At 39.3% G+C, this 18619-nt stretch carries 24 protein-coding genes and 1 riboswitch; all 24 genes read right to left on the bottom strand.

Going from position 1 to position 18619, the window contains the following annotated elements:
* Positions 1-43: 43 nt before the first annotated feature.
* Entirely contained in the window at positions 44-1372 is a 1329-nt protein-coding gene (gene secY / locus R2R35_RS14495; RefSeq protein ID WP_317730537.1) for a preprotein translocase subunit SecY, read from the bottom strand.
* 3 nt (positions 1373-1375) lie between these two features.
* A complete protein-coding gene (gene rplO / locus R2R35_RS14490) occupies positions 1376-1816 on the bottom strand; it encodes a 50S ribosomal protein L15 (protein ID WP_317730536.1) in 441 nt (146 codons plus the stop codon).
* Positions 1817-1844: 28 nt separating this feature from the next.
* Positions 1845-2027, bottom strand: a complete 183-nt coding sequence (gene rpmD / locus R2R35_RS14485) for a 50S ribosomal protein L30 (protein WP_033168711.1) — start codon at positions 2025-2027, stop codon at positions 1845-1847.
* Between the two features lie 12 nt (positions 2028-2039).
* Positions 2040-2549, bottom strand: coding sequence for a 30S ribosomal protein S5 (rpsE, locus tag R2R35_RS14480; RefSeq protein WP_033168712.1), 510 nt, complete (start codon positions 2547-2549; stop codon positions 2040-2042).
* A 16-nt stretch (positions 2550-2565) separates the two neighbouring features.
* Positions 2566-2934: a 50S ribosomal protein L18 gene (gene rplR, locus R2R35_RS14475; RefSeq protein ID WP_317730535.1), complete on the bottom strand. Its 369-nt coding sequence runs from the start codon at positions 2932-2934 to the stop codon at positions 2566-2568.
* A 17-nt stretch (positions 2935-2951) separates the two neighbouring features.
* Complete coding sequence (gene rplF / locus R2R35_RS14470; protein WP_317730534.1) at positions 2952-3494, bottom strand: 50S ribosomal protein L6; 543 nt, start codon at positions 3492-3494, stop codon at positions 2952-2954.
* A 139-nt stretch (positions 3495-3633) separates the two neighbouring features.
* Complete coding sequence (rpsH, locus tag R2R35_RS14465; protein ID WP_317730533.1) at positions 3634-4035, bottom strand: 30S ribosomal protein S8; 402 nt, start codon at positions 4033-4035, stop codon at positions 3634-3636.
* A gap of 23 nt (positions 4036-4058) precedes the next feature.
* Positions 4059-4244, bottom strand: coding sequence for a type Z 30S ribosomal protein S14 (locus R2R35_RS14460; protein ID WP_033168716.1), 186 nt, complete (start codon positions 4242-4244; stop codon positions 4059-4061).
* 15 nt (positions 4245-4259) lie between these two features.
* Positions 4260-4799 (bottom strand): 50S ribosomal protein L5, encoded by a 540-nt coding sequence (gene rplE / locus R2R35_RS14455; protein WP_033168717.1) that lies wholly within the window; start codon positions 4797-4799, stop codon positions 4260-4262.
* A gap of 24 nt (positions 4800-4823) precedes the next feature.
* Positions 4824-5141, bottom strand: a complete 318-nt coding sequence (gene rplX, locus R2R35_RS14450; protein ID WP_033168718.1) for a 50S ribosomal protein L24 — start codon at positions 5139-5141, stop codon at positions 4824-4826.
* Positions 5142-5156: 15 nt separating this feature from the next.
* Positions 5157-5525, bottom strand: a complete 369-nt coding sequence (gene rplN, locus R2R35_RS14445; protein ID WP_073278618.1) for a 50S ribosomal protein L14 — start codon at positions 5523-5525, stop codon at positions 5157-5159.
* 24 nt (positions 5526-5549) lie between these two features.
* Entirely contained in the window at positions 5550-5804 is a 255-nt protein-coding gene (gene rpsQ, locus R2R35_RS14440; RefSeq protein WP_317730532.1) for a 30S ribosomal protein S17, read from the bottom strand.
* A gap of 214 nt (positions 5805-6018) precedes the next feature.
* Complete coding sequence (gene rpmC / locus R2R35_RS14435; RefSeq protein WP_317730531.1) at positions 6019-6228, bottom strand: 50S ribosomal protein L29; 210 nt, start codon at positions 6226-6228, stop codon at positions 6019-6021.
* Positions 6218-6655 (bottom strand): 50S ribosomal protein L16, encoded by a 438-nt coding sequence (rplP, locus tag R2R35_RS14430; protein WP_035297894.1) that lies wholly within the window; start codon positions 6653-6655, stop codon positions 6218-6220. Before rplP ends, rpmC begins: the two co-directional genes overlap by 11 nt.
* Positions 6655-7311 (bottom strand): 30S ribosomal protein S3, encoded by a 657-nt coding sequence (rpsC, locus tag R2R35_RS14425; protein WP_317730530.1) that lies wholly within the window; start codon positions 7309-7311, stop codon positions 6655-6657. Before rpsC ends, rplP begins: the two co-directional genes overlap by 1 nt.
* Positions 7312-7322: 11 nt before the next feature.
* Positions 7323-7709 carry a 50S ribosomal protein L22 gene (gene rplV / locus R2R35_RS14420; RefSeq protein WP_317730529.1) on the bottom strand — a complete coding sequence of 129 codons (387 nt, stop codon included), beginning with the start codon at positions 7707-7709 and terminating at the stop codon, positions 7323-7325.
* A 31-nt stretch (positions 7710-7740) separates the two neighbouring features.
* Positions 7741-8019, bottom strand: coding sequence for a 30S ribosomal protein S19 (gene rpsS / locus R2R35_RS14415; RefSeq protein WP_317730528.1), 279 nt, complete (start codon positions 8017-8019; stop codon positions 7741-7743).
* Positions 8020-8036: 17 nt separating this feature from the next.
* Positions 8037-8879, bottom strand: coding sequence for a 50S ribosomal protein L2 (gene rplB, locus R2R35_RS14410; RefSeq protein ID WP_317730527.1), 843 nt, complete (start codon positions 8877-8879; stop codon positions 8037-8039).
* 74 nt (positions 8880-8953) lie between these two features.
* The gene (gene rplW / locus R2R35_RS14405) at positions 8954-9253 is read right to left on the bottom strand and encodes a 50S ribosomal protein L23 (RefSeq protein WP_033168725.1); all 300 of its coding nucleotides are present in this window, start codon (positions 9251-9253) and stop codon (positions 8954-8956) included.
* Positions 9253-9873 (bottom strand): 50S ribosomal protein L4, encoded by a 621-nt coding sequence (gene rplD, locus R2R35_RS14400; protein ID WP_033168726.1) that lies wholly within the window; start codon positions 9871-9873, stop codon positions 9253-9255. Before rplD ends, rplW begins: the two co-directional genes overlap by 1 nt.
* Before the next feature lie 27 nt (positions 9874-9900).
* Positions 9901-10533 carry a 50S ribosomal protein L3 gene (rplC, locus tag R2R35_RS14395; RefSeq protein WP_317730526.1) on the bottom strand — a complete coding sequence of 211 codons (633 nt, stop codon included), beginning with the start codon at positions 10531-10533 and terminating at the stop codon, positions 9901-9903.
* Positions 10534-10699: 166 nt separating this feature from the next.
* Positions 10700-11017, bottom strand: coding sequence for a 30S ribosomal protein S10 (gene rpsJ, locus R2R35_RS14390; RefSeq protein ID WP_033168728.1), 318 nt, complete (start codon positions 11015-11017; stop codon positions 10700-10702).
* Positions 11018-11483: 466 nt separating this feature from the next.
* Positions 11484-12293 carry a transglutaminase-like domain-containing protein gene (locus R2R35_RS14385; RefSeq protein WP_317730525.1) on the bottom strand — a complete coding sequence of 270 codons (810 nt, stop codon included), beginning with the start codon at positions 12291-12293 and terminating at the stop codon, positions 11484-11486.
* A 13-nt stretch (positions 12294-12306) separates the two neighbouring features.
* Positions 12307-12397, bottom strand: a riboswitch (cyclic di-GMP riboswitch).
* Positions 12398-12645: 248 nt separating this feature from the next.
* Positions 12646-18444 carry a SpaA isopeptide-forming pilin-related protein gene (locus tag R2R35_RS14380; RefSeq protein ID WP_317730524.1) on the bottom strand — a complete coding sequence of 1933 codons (5799 nt, stop codon included), beginning with the start codon at positions 18442-18444 and terminating at the stop codon, positions 12646-12648.
* Between the last annotated feature and the right edge of the window lie 175 nt (positions 18445-18619).

The following is an 18619-nucleotide window of genomic DNA, read 5'->3' as shown; positions in this document are numbered from 1 at the left end:
AAATGGCGGGGCTGTGCCCCGCCTGCAGTTTATCTGTATTTTATTAATCATTTAAGAATCCCTTGTAATGACGTACTAACATCTGGGATTCAATCTGCTTCATGGTCTCAAGAACAACACCAACGATAATAATGATAGATGTTCCACCAAAGGTTACCTGTGCGTTGAAGCTTCCTGAGAAGAAAATAGGAACTACAGACACGATAGTTAAACCAATTGCACCGATTAAAATAACGTTATTTACTACTTTTGTAAGGTATTCCGCTGTGGGCTTACCGGGACGGATACCCGGGATAAATCCACCCTGCTTCTTCATATTGTTGGATACTTCAAGTGGATTAAATGTAATTGAAGTATAGAAGTAAGCGAAGAAGATAATTAAAACAATGTAAATAAGTAAGCCAAGAGTGTATTTGAACTCACCAAAGCTCTTAAAGTTACACCAGTTATTCTGATTTAATAAGTATAATACTTTAGGCCAGAAATATGCTCTTGCCGGATGTACATCAAAGAAAGATGATACAACAATAGGGAACTGCATAATAGATCCAGCGAAAATTACTGGAATAACACCTGCAGTATTAACTTTTAAAGGAATATGAGAGGATTGTCCACCTATCATTTTTCTGCCTTGTACTTTTTTTGCATACTGAACAGGGATTTTTCTCTGTCCGCTCTGCAGTAAAACTACAAATACAATTACAAATACTGTAACCAGAACAATGATAACAGTTCCAAGGATACCATTGATAACGCTGGAAGCACCTGTTACGAATGTTCTGAAAAGATTAGTAAAGTCACTAGGTAATTTGGCTACGATATTGACTAAAAGGATTATTGAGATACCATTTCCAACGCCTTTTTCTGTGATTCTCTCACCTAACCACATAAGAAAAGTAGATCCTGCAGTTAAAGCTGCAACAACGATTACTACATTAGCAAAAGTTAATCCACCGATTAACAAACCTGAATTACCAAAACCAACAGCCATAGCAACAGATTCAACCAGTGCTAAGACAACTGTCAGGTAACGTGTAAATTCAGCAATCTTCTTTCTTCCGTCTTCTCCGTCTTTTTGCATTTCCTCTAACTTAGGAATTGCAATGGTAAGGAGCTGCATTATGATTGAGGATGTAATATAAGGTGTAATATTCAGAGCAAATATTGACATCTGAGTAAAAGAACCACCAGTTAAAGTATCAAAGAAACCTAAAGAAGTCTGGCCCGAAACCCATTGGGCGAAATACTCCCTGTTTATTTCTGGTACAGGGAGCTGAGAGCCAAGTCTTACGATAATTAATGCAATAAAAGTAAACACTAACTTATTTCTTATATCTTTAATCTTAAAAGCATTTCGGATTGTTTTAAACATCTCCTAAATCACCTCAGCATTTCCACCAAGAGCTTTAATTTTCTCTGCAGCAGATTCGCTGAATGCAGATACTTTTACGTCAAGCTTCTTAGTAAGTTCTCCATTTCCTAGGATCTTAACACCATCTCTGGGGTTCTTAACGATACCAGTCTCGATTAAATTCGCGATAGTAACTACAGAACCATCTTCAAAAACATTCAGTCTGTCTACGTTGATTGCTACGATTTCTTTTGTATTTCTGTTTGTAAAACCTCTCTTAGGTAAGGTTCTGATAAAAGGAGTCTGACCACCTTCGAAACCTACTCTGGGTGCGCCGGAACGTGCCTTCTGTCCTTTATGTCCTTTACCTGCAGTTTTACCATTACCTGAACCATGTCCACGGCCTTTTCTGAAATTTCCGCTTTGCTTGGAGCCTTCTGCCGGTCTTAATTCTGATAAATTCATCTAGTACACCTCCTTACTTTCTTGGGAATTATATCTCTTCTACCTTTACTAAATGTCTTACCTGATCAACCATACCTCTAACACATTCATTGTTGGGTAATTCTACCGTTTTGTGGAGCTTTCTAAGACCTAATGCTTCCACTGTCTTCTTATGCTTAGGGATAGAACTGATTGTAGACTTTACTAAAGTTACTTTTAATTTCTCTGCCATCTTGGGCACCTCCTAGCCTAACAACTCTTCTACAGTGATACCACGGAGTTTAGCCACTTCCTCAGGAGTTCTTAAGTGACTTAATCCTTCGATTGTTGCCAAAACTACGTTCTGCTTGTTATTGGAACCAAGTGATTTTGTACGAATATTCTTAAAACCAGCAAGCTCAAGAACGTTACGTGCAGGACCACCAGCAATAATTCCGGTACCTTCTGGTGAACGCTTTAAAAGTACTGTAGCGCCTCCGAATTTTCCTGTATAGTCATGAGGAACACTTCCGTTTTCATCAATAGGGAATGAGATTAATTTCTTCTTGGCATCTTCAATTCCTTTACGGATAGCTTCAGGTATTTCTGTTGCTTTTCCAAGACCTGCTCCAACATGGCCGTTTTTATCACCAACTACTACTAAAGCTGTAAAGCGGAAGTTACGTCCACCTTTTACTACTTTCGTAACACGTTTAATGGATACTACTTTTTCTACTAACTCCAGTTGATCAACATCAACGATTGTACGTTTCATGTGTTTCCCTCCTCGCTTAGAATTCCAGACCAGCTTCTCTTGCTGCTTCTGCCAATGCTTTAACTTTACCCTGATATATGAAACCGCCTCTATCAAAGACAACAGATTTGATGCCTTTTTCAACTGCTTTCTTTGCAATAACAGTTCCTAAATATGCTGCTGCAGCTACGTCATTTGTCTTTTCAAGCTCAGCCTTGACATCCTTTTGCAGGGTGGAAGCTGATACTAAAGTAGTACCTACGGTATCGTCAATGATCTGAGCGTACATATGGGTATTACTTCTAAACACAGCAAGACGCGGTCTTTCAGGAGTTCCGGAAAAACGATTACGTAATTTTCTATGTTTATTTACACGAACTTTGGATCTTGCTTCTTTACTAACCATTTTTATTTCACCTCCAATTATTTCTTACCAGTCTTACCAACTTTACGTCTGATAACTTCATCAGCATATTTAATACCTTTACCTTTGTAAGGCTCAGGTCTTCTCTTATCTCTGATCTCAGCAGCGTATTGTCCGACTTTTTCTTTATCTATACCTTTAACTGTAATCTTGTTCTGTCCTTCTAATACTGACTCAATACCTTCAGGATCAACCATAACTACGGGATGTGAATATCCAAGTGTTAAAGTTAATTCCTTTCCGGATTTAGCAGCTCTGTAACCAACACCGTTTACTTCAAGTACTTTCTCATATCCGGCAGTTACACCAGTTACCATATTGTTAACCAGTGTTCTTGTAAGACCATGTAAAGATTTCATTTTCTTTAAGTCATTAGGTCTTGTTACAATAATCTCAGAACCTTCAAGTTTAATATCCATTTCAGAGGGTAACACTCTTTCTAATGTTCCCTTAGGACCTTTTACAGTCACTTTATTATTTTCTGCTATATCAACGGTTACACCAGCTGGTACAGCGATAGGCATTCTTCCTATACGTGACATGCCCGCACCTCCTATAATTTTATTACTTCTTAGCTGTCTTCCTGTTTATCAGGATAATACAGCCGGAAGTATGTTTTGTATACATAATTTTTTCCCGCTTTGTTAGCAAAACGGGTAAAAGGGGGTAGTTTTCAGCTGATTACCAAATGAAAGCCAGTACTTCGCCGCCTACGTTTAATTTTCTTGCTTCCTTATCGGTTACAACACCTTTATTGGTGGAGATAATTGCTACACCAAGTCCTCCAAGTACCTTAGGAAGTTCCTCGGTATTGGCATAAACGCGAAGTCCGGGTTTGGAAATTCTCTTAAGACCAGTAATGATCTTAACATTTTTATCTTTACCATACTTTAATGTAACATGGATGTTTTTGAAACCATCTACTTCTTCAATATCATACTTTCTGATATAACCTTCTTTTAAAAGGATATCAGCTATCGCTACCTTCATTTTTGAAGCAGGGATATCTACAGTATCATGTTTTGCAGTGTTGGCATTACGAATTCTTGTAAGCATATCTGCAATAGGATCGCTCATTGTCATGTTGTTTGCCTCCTTCCTTTTAATTACCAGCTTGCTTTCTTAACGCCTGGTATTTGTCCTTTATATGCTAATTCACGGAAGCAGATTCTGCAAACTCCGTATTTTCTTAAATAACCATGTGGACGGCCACAGATTCTACAGCGGTTGTACTCTCTGGTGGAAAACTTCTGGGTACGTTGCTGTTTTATTTTCATAGACGTTTTAGCCATGAAATTCCCTCCTAACTATTTTTTGAATGGCATACCGAATAATGTCAATAATTCACGAGCTTCTTCATCGGTCTTGGCAGTAGTAACAAAAATTATATCCATACCTCTGACTTTGTCAATTTTATCATATTCGATTTCAGGGAAAATAACCTGTTCTTTAATACCGAGAGCATAGTTTCCTCTTCCGTCAAATGAGTTTGCGCTTACACCTCTAAAGTCACGAACGCGAGGGAGTGCAAGGTTAATAAGACGATCAGCGAACTCATACATCTTATCTCCTCTTAAGGTAACTTTGCAACCGATAGGCATGCCTTCTCTTAGTTTAAAGTTAGCTACGGATTTCTTAGCTTTGGTTACAACAGCTTTCTGTCCAGCGATTGTTTCCATATCTTTAATGGCAGCATCTAAAAGCTTGGAGTTTTCCTTTGCTTCGCCGACACCCATATTAATAACGATTTTGTTTAATTTGGGTACTTCCAGTGTGTTCTTGTAACCGAATTTCTTTTCCATTCCAGCTACGATTTCGTTCAAATATTGTTCTTTTAATCTAGTCAACTTATGGGACCTCCTCTCTTAGAATTAGTCAATAACGTCGCCATTTACTTTAGCGATACGTACTTTTTTGGAACCTTTTTTACCTTCAACTGTAGTAAAACCGATTCTTGTAGTCTTTCCCTTGTGAACGTACATAACGTTAGAAGCATCGATAGGAGCCTCCTGATGTACGATTCCGCCCTTGGGATTAGCCTGATTAGCTTTTGCATGCTTTGTGATCATGTTTACGCCTTCAACCAGAACTTTTCCGTCTACAACAGCAACTACTTTACCTTCTTTGCCTTTATCTTTACCGGTGATAACTTTCACGTTATCTCCCTTTTTGATTTTTAACATTGACACAGGTTTTCCACCTCCTTATAGTACTTCTGGTGCTAATGAAACAATCTTCATGAACTGTTTTTCTCTTAATTCCCTGGCAACAGGTCCGAAGATACGTGTTCCTTTGGGATTTTTATCTTCTTTTATAATAACAGCTGCGTTCTCATCAAACTTGATATAGGAACCATCTTTACGACGAGCACCTTTTACAGTACGAACAACAACAGCTTTTACAACGTCACCTTTTTTTACAACACCGCCTGGTGTTGCATCTTTAACGCTGGCAACAATAACATCACCGATATTAGCATATCTCCTGGTGGATCCACCAAGTACCCTGATGCAGAGTAATTCTTTTGCACCGGTATTATCAGCAACTCTAAGTCTTGATTCCTGCTGTATCATGACCTTACTCCTTTCAGAATAACATTATTTCGCTTTTTCAATAACTTCAACAAGTCTCCATCTCTTATCCTTGGATAAAGGTCTTGTTTCCATAACTTTTACTCTATCACCAATACCGCACTCATTGTTCTCATCATGAGCCTTTAACTTATAAGTTCTCTTAACGATCTTGTTGTATAAAGGATGTTTAACATGATCAATTACAGCTACGGTGATTGTTTTGTCCATTTTATCACTTACTACCTTACCGGTACGAACTTTTCTCAGATTTCTTTCCACAACAATTCTCCTTTCCCAATAACACCCGTACATATCGCGAGTTCATTCGCGATACTACCTAGATAAAAGTGAAAATTGGTTCTTAATTTTCACACTCAGCGAAAATCATTTTTTCATTTTCACACTCCGCGAAAATCGCTTTCTATTTTCACATTTGGTGAAAATCGCATTTATTTTCACATAACCTCTGGGAGCATTGATATCATATTTATAATTAGTTGGATGCTTTTGCTTTTTCAGAAATAACTGTCTGGATTCTAGCAATATTCTTTCTTACATCTTTGATACGGCTTGTATTATCCAGCTGGTTTGTTGCGTTCTGGAACCTTAAGTTGAAAAGTTCCTTTTTAGCAGCTACTAATTCGTCGTTCAGCTCACTTGCTGTTTTTACGTTTAAATCTTCTAAAAATTTACTAGTTTTCACTGCCCGCACCTCCTTCTAAATCTGCGCGAGAAACTATTTTGCACTTAACGGGAAGTTTGTGCATTGCAAGTCTTAAAGCTTCTCTTGCGGTTTCTTCCGGAACGCCTGCGATTTCGAACATTACGCGGCCCGGTTTAACAACAGCTACCCAGTACTCTAAAGATCCTTTACCGGAACCCATTCGAGTTTCAGCAGGTTTAGTTGTTACTGGCTTATCGGGGAATATTTTAATCCAAACTTTACCGCCACGCTTGATGTAACGTGTCATCGCGATACGGGCTGCTTCGATTTGGTTTGATTTTATCCAAGCTGGTTCTAATGATACCAGACCAAATTCGCCGTTAGAGATAGTATTACCTCTAGTTGCCTTTCCTGCCATGGAGCCACGGAACTGTTTACGGCGTTTTACTCTTTTTGGCATTAACATTATTTATCGCTCCCTTCCTTTTTTGCCTTTGTGGGAAGTACTTCACCTTGATAAATCCATACTTTAACGCCTAATTTACCAAAAGTGGTGTCTGCTTCTGCAAATCCATAATCAATATCCGCACGTAATGTCTGTAACGGAATAGTTCCTTCACTGTAGAATTCTGTACGAGCCATATCAGCACCGCCAAGACGACCAGCAACAGCGGCTTTAATACCCTTAGCGCCTGCTCTCATGGTTCTTGCCATAGTTGTTTTCATTGCTCTTCTGAAAGATATACGGTTCTCAAGCTGAGCAGCAATGTTTTCAGCTACTAACTGAGCATTTACATCCGGTTTTTTGATTTCTTTGATATCAACCATCAATTTCTTCGTTGTGAACTTCTGGATTTCAATCTTTAATTTCTCGATTTCCTGTCCGCCTTTACCGATAACCACACCGGGTTTAGCTGTAAAGATAATAACCTTTAAACGGTCAGAAGCACGCTCGATTTCAATTTTTGAAATACCCGCACTGTATAATTTCTTTTTCAGGTATGTTCTGATATTGTAGTCTTCTACTAAGTTATCTGCAAAGTCAGCTTCTGCATACCATCTTGAATCCCAGTCATGAATAACTCCGACTCTTAAACCATGAGGATTAACTTTCTGTCCCATTATTGCCCTCCTTATCTTTCATTTAGCACAACAGTGATGTGGCTTAATCTCTTTAAGATTCTGTAAGCTCTTCCCTGTGCCCTAGGTCTGATTCTTTTCATTGTAGGAGCCTGGTTAGCGTAGCACTCCTGTATATATAACTTGCTCACATCCATATTGTTATTATTCTCTGCGTTAGCAATTGCTGATTTTAAAACTTTATCTATTACAGTTGAAGCATATCTGGGATTATAAGCTAAAATACCAAGAGCTGATTCAACATCTTTACCGCGAATGGCGTCTAAAACGAAACAAGCTTTCTGAACAGATACTCTTGCATAAGAAACCTTTGCTCTCGGTCTTGTATCCTTCTTCTCATTTCTTTCTCTCTTTATCTGGGATCTATGTCCTTTCGCCATGGATGAAACCTCCTTTCAATTCAAAGTTACTTTATCTCTTTGATTTCTTTTCGTCTTTTCCGTGTCCTCTATAAGTTCTGGTTGCAACAAATTCACCTAACTTGTGGCCAACCATATCTTCTGTAACATATACAGGCACATGTCTTCTACCATCATGTACAGCAATGGTGAGTCCAAGCATCTGAGGGAAAATCGTAGAACGACGTGACCATGTCTTAATTACAGATTTATCGCCTGTTTTAATCACTGCATCAACTTTTTTCAGTAAATGCTCATCAGCGAAGGGTCCTTTTTTTAATGAACGAGCCATAGGTTTAACCTCCTTATTTATTTAACAGTTTTACCATCTCTTCTTCTTACAATCATCTTGTTAGACTGTTTATTGTTCTTTCTGGTCTTTAAGCCAAGAGCAGGTTTACCCCAAGGCGTAACAGGACCCGGACGACCAATACCAGTTCTACCTTCACCACCACCGTGAGGATGGTCGTTAGGATTCATTACGGAACCGCGGACTGTAGGTCTGATACCCATATGACGTTTACGTCCCGCTTTACCGATGTTAATTAACTCATGATCAATGTTACCTACCTGTCCGATGGTTGCACGGCAGATGATAGGAACTAATCTCATTTCACCGGAGGGAAGACGAAGTGTTGCATATTTGCCTTCTTTCGCCATTAACTGTGCAGAGTTACCTGCTGAACGAACTAACTGGCCGCCTTTACCGGGATATAATTCAATGTTGTGAATCTGTGTACCAACAGGAATATTCTGAAGTGGTAAGCAGTTTCCTACTTTGATCTCTGCTGTCTCACCATTCATCAGTGTGGTTCCAACCTGTAATCCGTTAGGAGCAAGGATATAGGATTTCTCACCGTCAGCATAGCAGATCAATGCAATGTTTGCTGTTCTGTTAGGATCATATTCGATTGTCAGGACCTTTGCAGGTACTCCGTCTTTTCTTCTCTTAAAATCCACTAATCTATATTTTTTTCTAGAGCCGCCGCCCTGATGTCTTACTGTAATTTTTCCCTGATTGTTACGACCTGCATTTTTGTTTAAGGAAACAACTAAAGATTTCTCAGGTGTAGATGTGGTGATTTCTGAAAAATCAGATGAGGTCATATGTCTTCTGGAAGGTGTATATGGGTTAAACTTTTTAATTCCCATCTTTTGCACTCCTTTCGAGCATTTATTTTATTCTGTTATCGGCGAATAAACACCATAATCTGTTACTTTGTTTCTTACAGTCCGGAGAAAATCTCGATTTCAGGGCTGTCAGCAGTTAACTGAACGATAGCCTTCTTAACCTTTGATGTCTTACCGGAAGTATTTCCACGTCTGCGGTTCTTTCCGTCAAGGTTCATAGTGTTGACACTAACAACCTTTGTTCCTGCGAACATTTTCTCAACCGCTTCTTTTATCTGGTTCTTTGTAGCGCTGGGAGCTACAGAGAAAGTGTATTTCTTTTCGGACATAGAGTTCATGCTCTTTTCCGTTATGATCGGTTTTAAAATCACATCATAAAATTTTAAATCAGCCATTATGCGTACACCTCCTCGATTTTTGCCACCGCATCCTTGGTGAGTACCAGTGTATCATACTTTAAGATATCATATACATTGATAGTTCCAGGAATTGCTGTAAGCACAGTGGGGATATTTCTTGCAGAGAGAACTACTTTCTCATCCTTTTCGCCAAGAACTACCAGTGCTTTATTTACCTTTAAGTTATCAAGAACCTTAACGAATTCTTTGGTCTTGATTCCGCTGAATGTTAATTCATCTAATACTACGATTTTCTTCTCTTCTACTCTGGAAGTTAAAGCAGATTTAAGAGCAAGCTGCTTCTCTTTCTTGTTCATTTTGAAGGAATAATCTCTGGGCTTGGGAGCGAATACGATACCGCCGCCCTTCCACTGAGGTGATCTTGTTGAACCCTGTCTTGCATGACCGGTTCCCTTCTGTCTCCAAGGTTTTCTTCCGCCACCGCTTACTTCTGCACGGGTTTTGGCGCTCTGTGTACCCTGACGTTTATTAGCCAGCTGCTGAACAACTGCCATATGAACTAAATGATCGTTAACTTCTACTCCGAAGACTGCATCGTTAAGTTCGATAGAACCAACTTCTTTGCCTTCCATATTATAAACAGATACGTTTGCCATCTGTGTCGTCCTCCTTTCTCAAAGCTTCTAGTTTGCCTTTACGGTATTCTTTAACATTACTAAAGATTTCTTAGGTCCGGGTACGGCACCTTTTACTAAAATAATGTTCTTGTCAGCATCAATTTTAACAATTTCCAAATTCTGAACTGTTACTTTTACATGACCCATATGTCCAGGCATGTGCTTACCCTTGAATACACGTCCGGGTGTTGTAGCAGCACCGTTGGAACCGGCATGTCTGTGGAATTTGGAACCGTGAGCCATAGGTCCTCTGGACTGACCATATCTCTTAATTGCGCCTTGGAATCCCTTACCTTTTGATTTAGCAGTAGCATCAATCTTGTCACCTTCTGCGAAGATGTCAGCTTTGATTTCTTGTCCTACTGTATAATCAGCAGCATTCTCAAACTTGAACTCTTTAAGATGTTTTTTGTTTGCAACACCTGCTTTTGCAAAGTGTCCTTTTCTAGGCTTGTTTACTAATACTTCACGGATGTCGCCGTATCCAACCTGAACAGCTGCATATCCGTCATTTTCAATTGTTTTAACCTGTGTTACAACGCAAGGTCCTGCCTGTAATACAGTAACGGGAATAAGGCTTCCGTTTTCATTGAAAATCTGAGTCATTCCGACTTTTGTAGCTAATATTGCTTTTTTCATTTCTTGCACCTCCTGTTTAATCTACAGCGGATTACACCATGTAACAGCTGCAACATGTGCATTGTACTGCGTGCAATCATCCTAGATGGTCTACCTTGGTGCGGATTCCTGTGAACCCTTCCCTATATATAAACCCTAAAGGATTTTCATTACTTCTGTTGTTTGATTACTTTGTTTTCATCTTGATGTCGATGTACACACCGGCGGGCATTTCTAATCTTGATAAAGAATCTACCGTTTTCTGTGTAGGTGTGATGATATCGATTAATCTCTTGTGAGTTCTCTGCTCGAACTGCTCTCTTGAATCCTTGTATTTGTGTACCGCTCTAAGAATTGTTACTACTTCCTTCTTAGTAGGTAGGGGTACGGGTCCACTCACCTTTGATCCTGTCTTTTTTACAGTCTCGATGATTTTCGCAGCTGACTGATCGATTAACTGATGATCATACGCTTTCAATGTAATCCTCATTACTTGACTTGCCATAAAAAAAGTCGCCTCCTTTTCGCACTTAATTGCAGTACGACAAGCGGTGACTGTACACTTGGCCGTGTGTGTCCCGTTCATAAGGTCCTTAAAAGGCTCACCAAAGCTAGGAAGCCGATCCCTTAAGGGTAACTCACACGAATCTGCTCGGAATCGCAGAATCTTAATTTGTACAGTGACTTGTCGCCAGTTTCATAACTTGACATTCGCTCCACGGAAAACCTACATATGTATGTAGCAACCTCACGTTTCTACGCTATCAATGTCACAACAGTACTAATTATACTATAGTAAAATCAATAATGCAAGGTATTTTTTTAGATTTTTTTTAATTTTTTCAACAATTTATGCAGATATTTTTTTCCAATAAAAAAGAGTATCTGCAAATAGGGGTAATTTATCCGCAGTACTCTTTTTCAATATATTGTTATAGGAAGAAAGAACAAACTTTTTAAATCAATACCAGTTAGTATTGTCTGTCGGCTGAATAATGTCCAGCATCTTTAGAAAGGGTGCTGATGCTTTTTGCTGTCTTTCCGGCATCGAGTGTCGTATCTACAAGGATCCAGGACTTCTTATCACTTAAATATACCTGATTCCAGGAATGATACTCCGTTACATCAGAGGATGATCCCATAAGTACTTTAACGGGTACTCCTATGCTTCTTAACATAGAGGCGAACAAAACGGAATAGTCATAGCAGATTCCGAGATTGGTTTTAAATATATCATTTACAGAAGGAATATAACCAGCTTCTACGGTACGGGCTTTCTTCGTGTCATACTTGACATTCTTAACGATGTAATTATAGATTGCCAGTACTTTTTCTGAATCCGTTTTGGCATTCTCCGTTAGTTTCTCTGCTTTTGCAACTGCCTTCATATCCGACTGCCAATAAACCACGGTGTTACTCTGAAGATAAATTGATTTACCGTTATCCGTATTGTATTCTACCGTTTCTTCGGCTGCCTTACGATATTTGTTTCCTTCAACATGAAGAAGAATTTCAACTCTATAGCTTCCGTTTCCTGATTGAAGAGGAAGCCTCATTCCATCTTTCAGATCATATATGTATTGCGTGTCTTTTTTTGTTACTCTTACTTTTGCAAGAGCCTTGGCATCTATTTGGTAGTTTACTGTTACGATTCCTTTTTCTAATTCACTCTTGTCAAGAAAAGAATCCGCTGCCTTTGCAGTAATAGAATATCCTGCTGTACTTATTAAAAATACTGCTATTAATAGAAACAATACACTTTTTCTTAAAAAATTATACACAAAAAACTCCCCTTTCGGTAACTGGCTGCCAGCTTATGCTCTGCATAAGTTAAGGCCCTCTAGCTTTGCGTCACCAGCTTTCGCTGGTTTTGCCTTTATCGGTGGAAAGCACCGAGCATCTACAAGTTTCAAAAAAATATTTTGTAGAAATATGACGTATATTTTATGACTACATTATAACACAGGCTGTTATAATTTGGTATAGTAAATTTGACTAGATTTATATTTCCTTTTACTACACAGATATACAGGATGTTTTATCTTTCTAACTTTTTTTATAAAAGCAATGCCACTGACCCAGCATCCTATTATTGCTTCAATCAGTGGCATTGCTTCTTTCTATTTTTGATTTTTATTCAATATCTTCTTTTTTCTTAACTCTAATAAATGCGATACCACCGGCTGCAATACCTATTAATGCAATAGGTAACAGCCCCATAGGAAACTCTTCTCCCGTCTTAGGCACCTTAACTCCTTCCGGGTCTTCCGCTTCAGAATCTCCCGTAACACCGCCTTTGGGAACTTCATTTACATCAATTTCTATGAGCACTTCCTCTTCCGTTCCGTCAGGATGTTTTATTACTATTGTAAAATCGTCTTTTCCTGTAAAGTCCTTATCCGGTATATAACTCCAATTTCCATCTTTATCAACGGTAGCTTTACCGTTGTCAGGTTTCTTTGTTATAGAAGGTTTACCACCATCAGGTACTGGTATCTTTCCACCTTTTGGTGTGTTTTCCGGCGTAAGCTCAATAATTGGCTCCTTGGTTGGTGTTGGCTCGGGATTAACCGTAGGCGTCGGCGTCTTGGTAGGCACCGGTGTCACACTCGGTGTCGGTGTAGGGATTGGCGTCGGTGTTGGCGTTGGTGTGCCTGGCTGTCCGGGCGTTATAATAATATCGGGTATGTATAGCTGGTTTTCCACCTCAATTGTAAATACAATACTGGTATTGTCTATTCTTACTGTATTTGTCCTGGTATCCAATATATACCCCTGAGGAGCTTTCGTTTCCTTCACCAGATACTCTCCGAACTTAAGCCCCGTAAGAACTGCTGTTCCATCATTTCCGGTCTTAAGGATTTCTATGGTACCATCCGGAGCTGTTACTGTGAACTCTGCTCCTTCCAATAATTTTGTCTTATCACTTCTGTCCAGCTTGCGAATAATCAACGTTCTGAGGATATCATTTTCTACCGTTACTGTTATCTGCAAAGGCGAACCAACCTTTATCTCTATATCCGTTTCATTGGCAGTTGGTGTTATATACCCTTCTGGTGCCTTGATCTCTATCAGTTTATAATCACCAAGCAGCAAATTGGGAATGACCGCAATCCCATTGTCATCCGTCTTAATGTTATCCGCTACCTTTTTACCGTCTTTCCATAACTCAAATTCCGCATTTTTTAGTACAATTCCTTCCTCTTCTGCATCAACCTTGATAACCTTAATGGAACGGTAGACTTCATTACCAATGGAAGGCAGTATCGTGTCGTAATCTGTATCATGGGTTATCTCAATGAAGGTAACCGGATTGTCCGGGAGTTTATAACCTTCCGGTGCTTTGGTTTCTACCAGTCTGTAGCTGCCGACCTTCAGTCCTGATATTATAATCTCACCCTTGCTGTCTGTCGTATACGTACCTATAAGTACATTATCTGCATCATAAAGTTTGAATTCTGCCCCTTGAAGTGTCTTGTCAGGTTCCTCCGAATCAACTTTGATAATTTTAATTGTCTTTAGAGATGCATTTTTGATAACTTTGGTTATTATATTGTCCAGGCTGTCATCGGAAGATAAATCTTCTGCTGCATTTATTATGATTGCAGTCTCTGTATTCTGGGGCAGCTGATAGCCCTCCGGCGCAGTTATTTCTACTAACTTGTAAGTGCCATTTACCAGACCGGGAATCGATACTATTCCATTGCTGTCACTGGAGTAGGTATCGCCAATTTGCTGGTTCGCAGAATCATAGAGCTTGAATACAGCTCCGAATAATTTCTTAGAACTATTTTCTTTATCTTCTTTAACTATTTTTAATGACTTTTTACTCTCGTTTTTAATAACCTTGGTTATGATATTATCTAAGCTGCCATCAGAGGATTGATCAACTGCAGCGTCAATTACTATTGTAGTTTCTGTATCCGGGGGCAGCTGATAACCCTCCGGTGCCGTTATTTCTACCAATTTGTAGATACCGTTTATAAGTCCGAAAATCACCACTATTCCATTGCTGTCACTGGAGTAGGTATCACCAATCTGCTGATTCCCAGAATCATAAAGCTTGAATACAGCTCCGGATAATTTCTTTGAGTCCGTATCCTTATCCTCTTTTATTACCTTTAAGGACTTCTTGCTTTCGTTCCTGATTGTAAAGACCAAAGGATTCACAGTTTCAGATTGGATTTCAATAACTTCAGATTCCACCTCCAGGGGCAGCTGATAACCGTTTGGTGCCGCTGTTTCTATTAACTTGTAATTTCCATACTCCAGCCCGTTAAACAACAGCTCTCCATTTGTATTGGTTGCTTTTTCATCTATAACAGTTTCTGTACTGTCAGACTCAATTTTTACAAGTTTGAATTTGGCTCCTACCAGTTTCTTGCTGCTTTGGTCCAAATCTACCTTGACTACCTTGATACCCTTTTTGGCCTCATTAATAATGTCTTTTACTACGCTTTTATTTGTGGAGTTAACCGTTATTTCATATTCTGTATTGTTTGAATAATAACCTCCGGGGGGTGTCAGTTCTCTTAAATAATAGGTTCTGTAGGATAGTCCCTGATAAACAAGGATGCCGTTTGTCGTCTGCTGGCTGCTGCCGCTGATAACCGTCTTTGTACCATTCAGGTAATAATAAAGCTCAAATTCAGCATTTGAGGAGGTTATGAGAGCTCCCGTATCCTTATCCCTTTTATTAATGGTTATTTTTCCTTTATTGGTGGTACCTCCACCTGTACCAAAGGCTGTTTGAGTAACTGAAAAGCCGGAACCATTATTGGCACTGCTGGTCTTTGATACTCCAGTTCCTGTCAGTTTCGCAGAATTTTTGATTACTCCGGTTTTAGCGGTTACCACCGTCTTATATTCTATCTCATATTTGGAGGTTATCGTACTGCTAAAGATAACCGTTAAGTTCCATTCTCCTGCATTGCTGCCTGCAACACTGATTAAGGTATATTCACCGGAGGCAGGATCGACAATTTCTCTCGTTCCGGTATTTATATTCGTAATCTTATATACTTTAAGGCTGTCATTTAAGTATACATGGCCACTGCTTATCACATCAGTGAAGATTGCATTCTGCACTTCCGAAAGACTCTTATTCAATGCCACTTTCCAATTGATTTCATCATCCGGGTATACCTTCATATTAGAATCTACATCTGTTGCTGCTTTCTCAACAAAATTATTATAATCAGGATATGAAACCTTTGCTTCATAAGATGCAGATGAGGCGCCTTTTATTACAGTAGCCTTATTGTTGTAGTTTGCTTTTGAAAGTCCGTCAATCTTCGTTTTATACTCAATAACATAAGGATCTTGAGGATTCTTTGTTATAGTAACCTTAAAACCCAGTCCATTCTCATAAGGTTCCAGAGTATAGTCGGTATCTTTAATCAGGGCAATACCATCCTTTACGGTATTTCCCGAAGCATCCAATTTATACTTTGTTACTATAAAAGAGTCTTCGAGAAGGTGCTGTCCGCTGTCATAGGTATCCTCAATAACAATGTTACTGCCTTTATCAACGGAGAGATAGTTGGTATATATCTTCCAGCCTATTTCCCTTTTCTGTCTGTCGAGAGTTCCTTCTTTTTTACCATTATTAAAGGCTGTATCAGACAATCCGTAAGAAGCAGTGTATACACCATCTATGGTTTCTTCTTCGGCTTTTCCGGAAAATACTGCCTGGTTTTCATAGGTTTTATCTGTATTGATAATAATGTTCGGCGTATTCTGATCAAAGGTGGTCTTATAATATATATAATAATCTGCCCCTGACCAGGCAGCTCCTTTTAATTTCAGAACAAATCCATATTGATAACCAGTCACCTCATCCGGACCGGTTGCTGGCTCTATGGTATAATCTGTTCCTTCGACCAGAGGTGTCGTAGCAGTACCTCTTTGCAATCTCAGGGTATCTTTAAGAAATACCATTCCATTTTTGGGGAAAGTATCTGATATGGTCAATTCTGTAACATTTCTCTTTACAGGTTTCACCGTAATCTGCCAGCTCATGGTTTTGGCATCATAATTGATACCGTCATAGGTTATGCTGTCATAGGTTTTACTTCCTAAGGTTCCTTTTATGTATGAATTTGCAATAGTTGGAGCTATAGAAACATCCTTAGACAATTCCTCCGTCGTTCCGGGTCCTACTCCGGTTCCAACACCACTCAGCCAGGCTTTGTTATGAAAAGTTTTACCATAATACTCTTTCTCAACTGTTGTTGTATAGGTTATGGAATAGGAAGATGTAATATCTCCAAGGCTAATGGTGAACTTACCGTCTTCATCGGCATTATAAGTGAAGGCAGGTGTTGCTCCTTTTGAATCCTTTACACTTAAACTTCCGGCAACCAAAGTTAATCCGGCCGGCAGCTGGTCGTGTATTACAGCGCCTTTAATAGGATGATTCGCAGCATTTGCTACGATAGTCCACTTAATCTGCTTAACAGAGTAATTAACTGTTGCTGCTGCTGTTTTCGTCAACAGCTCACTTCTGTTTATATTTACAGAGGTTTCTGATTCTCCGGCAAACACCCCGCTGTCAGTCAGTATTGCTTTGTTCTTGGCCTGAACCGTTGCATTATTATCTTCCCAATAATAGTTCTCACCATAAATTACGGAAGCGTCGTAAACAATTCGATAGGCACCTTCCTTTAAGTCACCTAAGGTAATCGGAAACTGCAGATTACCATCCTCATCAAGGGTATTAAGGGACTTGATATCTGGTGTCACCTCTGTCCCCTGGCTCCAGCTGCTTCCGCTTTTTACAAGTTTATATACCTTAATGGTATTATTCTTTATTGTCTGGTTATCAGATATTACTTCCTGAATAGCTGCTCCCGTAACAATGGATTCCGCTTTGTTTACATTAATTTCCCAATGTACTGTCTTGGCATCCGTTCCGCTGACTGTTCCAAATTTCTCAACCATGGCACTGCGAACAAACGCATTGATGGTTTTAGAAGCACTGTCAAGTTCTGTCTCACCGTTATATAATACCGCATTATTTGTATAGGAGGTCTGTGCATAACTGGTAATTTTGGTTTTGTATACTATACGGTACGCTTTCCCTTTTATTTGCCCCAGGGGCACAGAAAATCCATTTTCTTCGATTACCGGTGTCACAGGACTTTCTGCACCAGGCGTCAAGTCCCCATAATATCCTACAGAAAGGGGGTACATTTTAACACTATCCGGTACCAGCTGAAGCCCCGCCGGTATGGTATCCTTAAATATTGCATTGTCAATATCCTCAAGGGAGGTGTTTAAATCAACCGTCCAGGTTACTTCCTTGGCATTAAGCGCTTCATGGGTTTCTGTTTTTGTTATAAGATCGGTCCCGCCCGCCGGCTTAACGGTCAAACTGAAATTCAAACTCTCCATAAACTCAAACTGAACCAGCTGAGTAGTATCTTCTTCAAATTTCGTAAGATCAAACTTAAGCATGATTCCTACGGTTCCGCTTCTTTCTTCCTCATAATCTCCGCCATCCTGCAAAACTTCGTTAAATTGCAGTTTTAGATATCCCGTATCCTTATCAAAGAGGAAGGTACCTATTACGGTACTGTTGTCTGAGGCAATTAAATTTCCTGATGCAGTTGCAATAGGCTTAAATACCTCCGGAATCTTGACCTGTGCATAATCGCCGCTCAGCAATTCCTTCTCATCAGGGATTTTCCAGTAAAACATTAATCCAACTTCAGTACTCTCCGTTATTTCCAACGGTTTATCCAGAGGCAGCAGATCCTCCGGATTGGCAGTCTTGGTCATTACTACCTGAGTAAATATATTTCCCAGATCCGGATTATGTTCTGCCTTTACGTTACCTAACCCAAATCCCTGAAGCGGTATATTGGATATAAGACTTAAAATCAAAATTACAACCAGTATTTTCTTGATTTTCTCAAACATATTCTTCATTCAATTCCTCCTTATTTCTTTATGTTTTGAGTTTAGTGGAATATTAAATTCTTTGGACCACCTACTTTTTCTTTATAGATTATTCCCTTATGTAACTGACGCTTCCTTTCTTATCCCTCCTATGAAATATGTTAAAAGTGTTATAATCTCCATCTTATGTAAAATTATTATATCT

The sequence above is a fragment of the Anaerocolumna sp. AGMB13020 genome (assembly GCF_033100115.1).
Classification (GTDB): Bacteria; Bacillota; Clostridia; order Lachnospirales; family Lachnospiraceae; genus Anaerocolumna.
The sequence above is the reverse complement of the archived record's forward strand: the minus strand, read 5'-3'. Positions and strand labels throughout refer to the sequence as shown.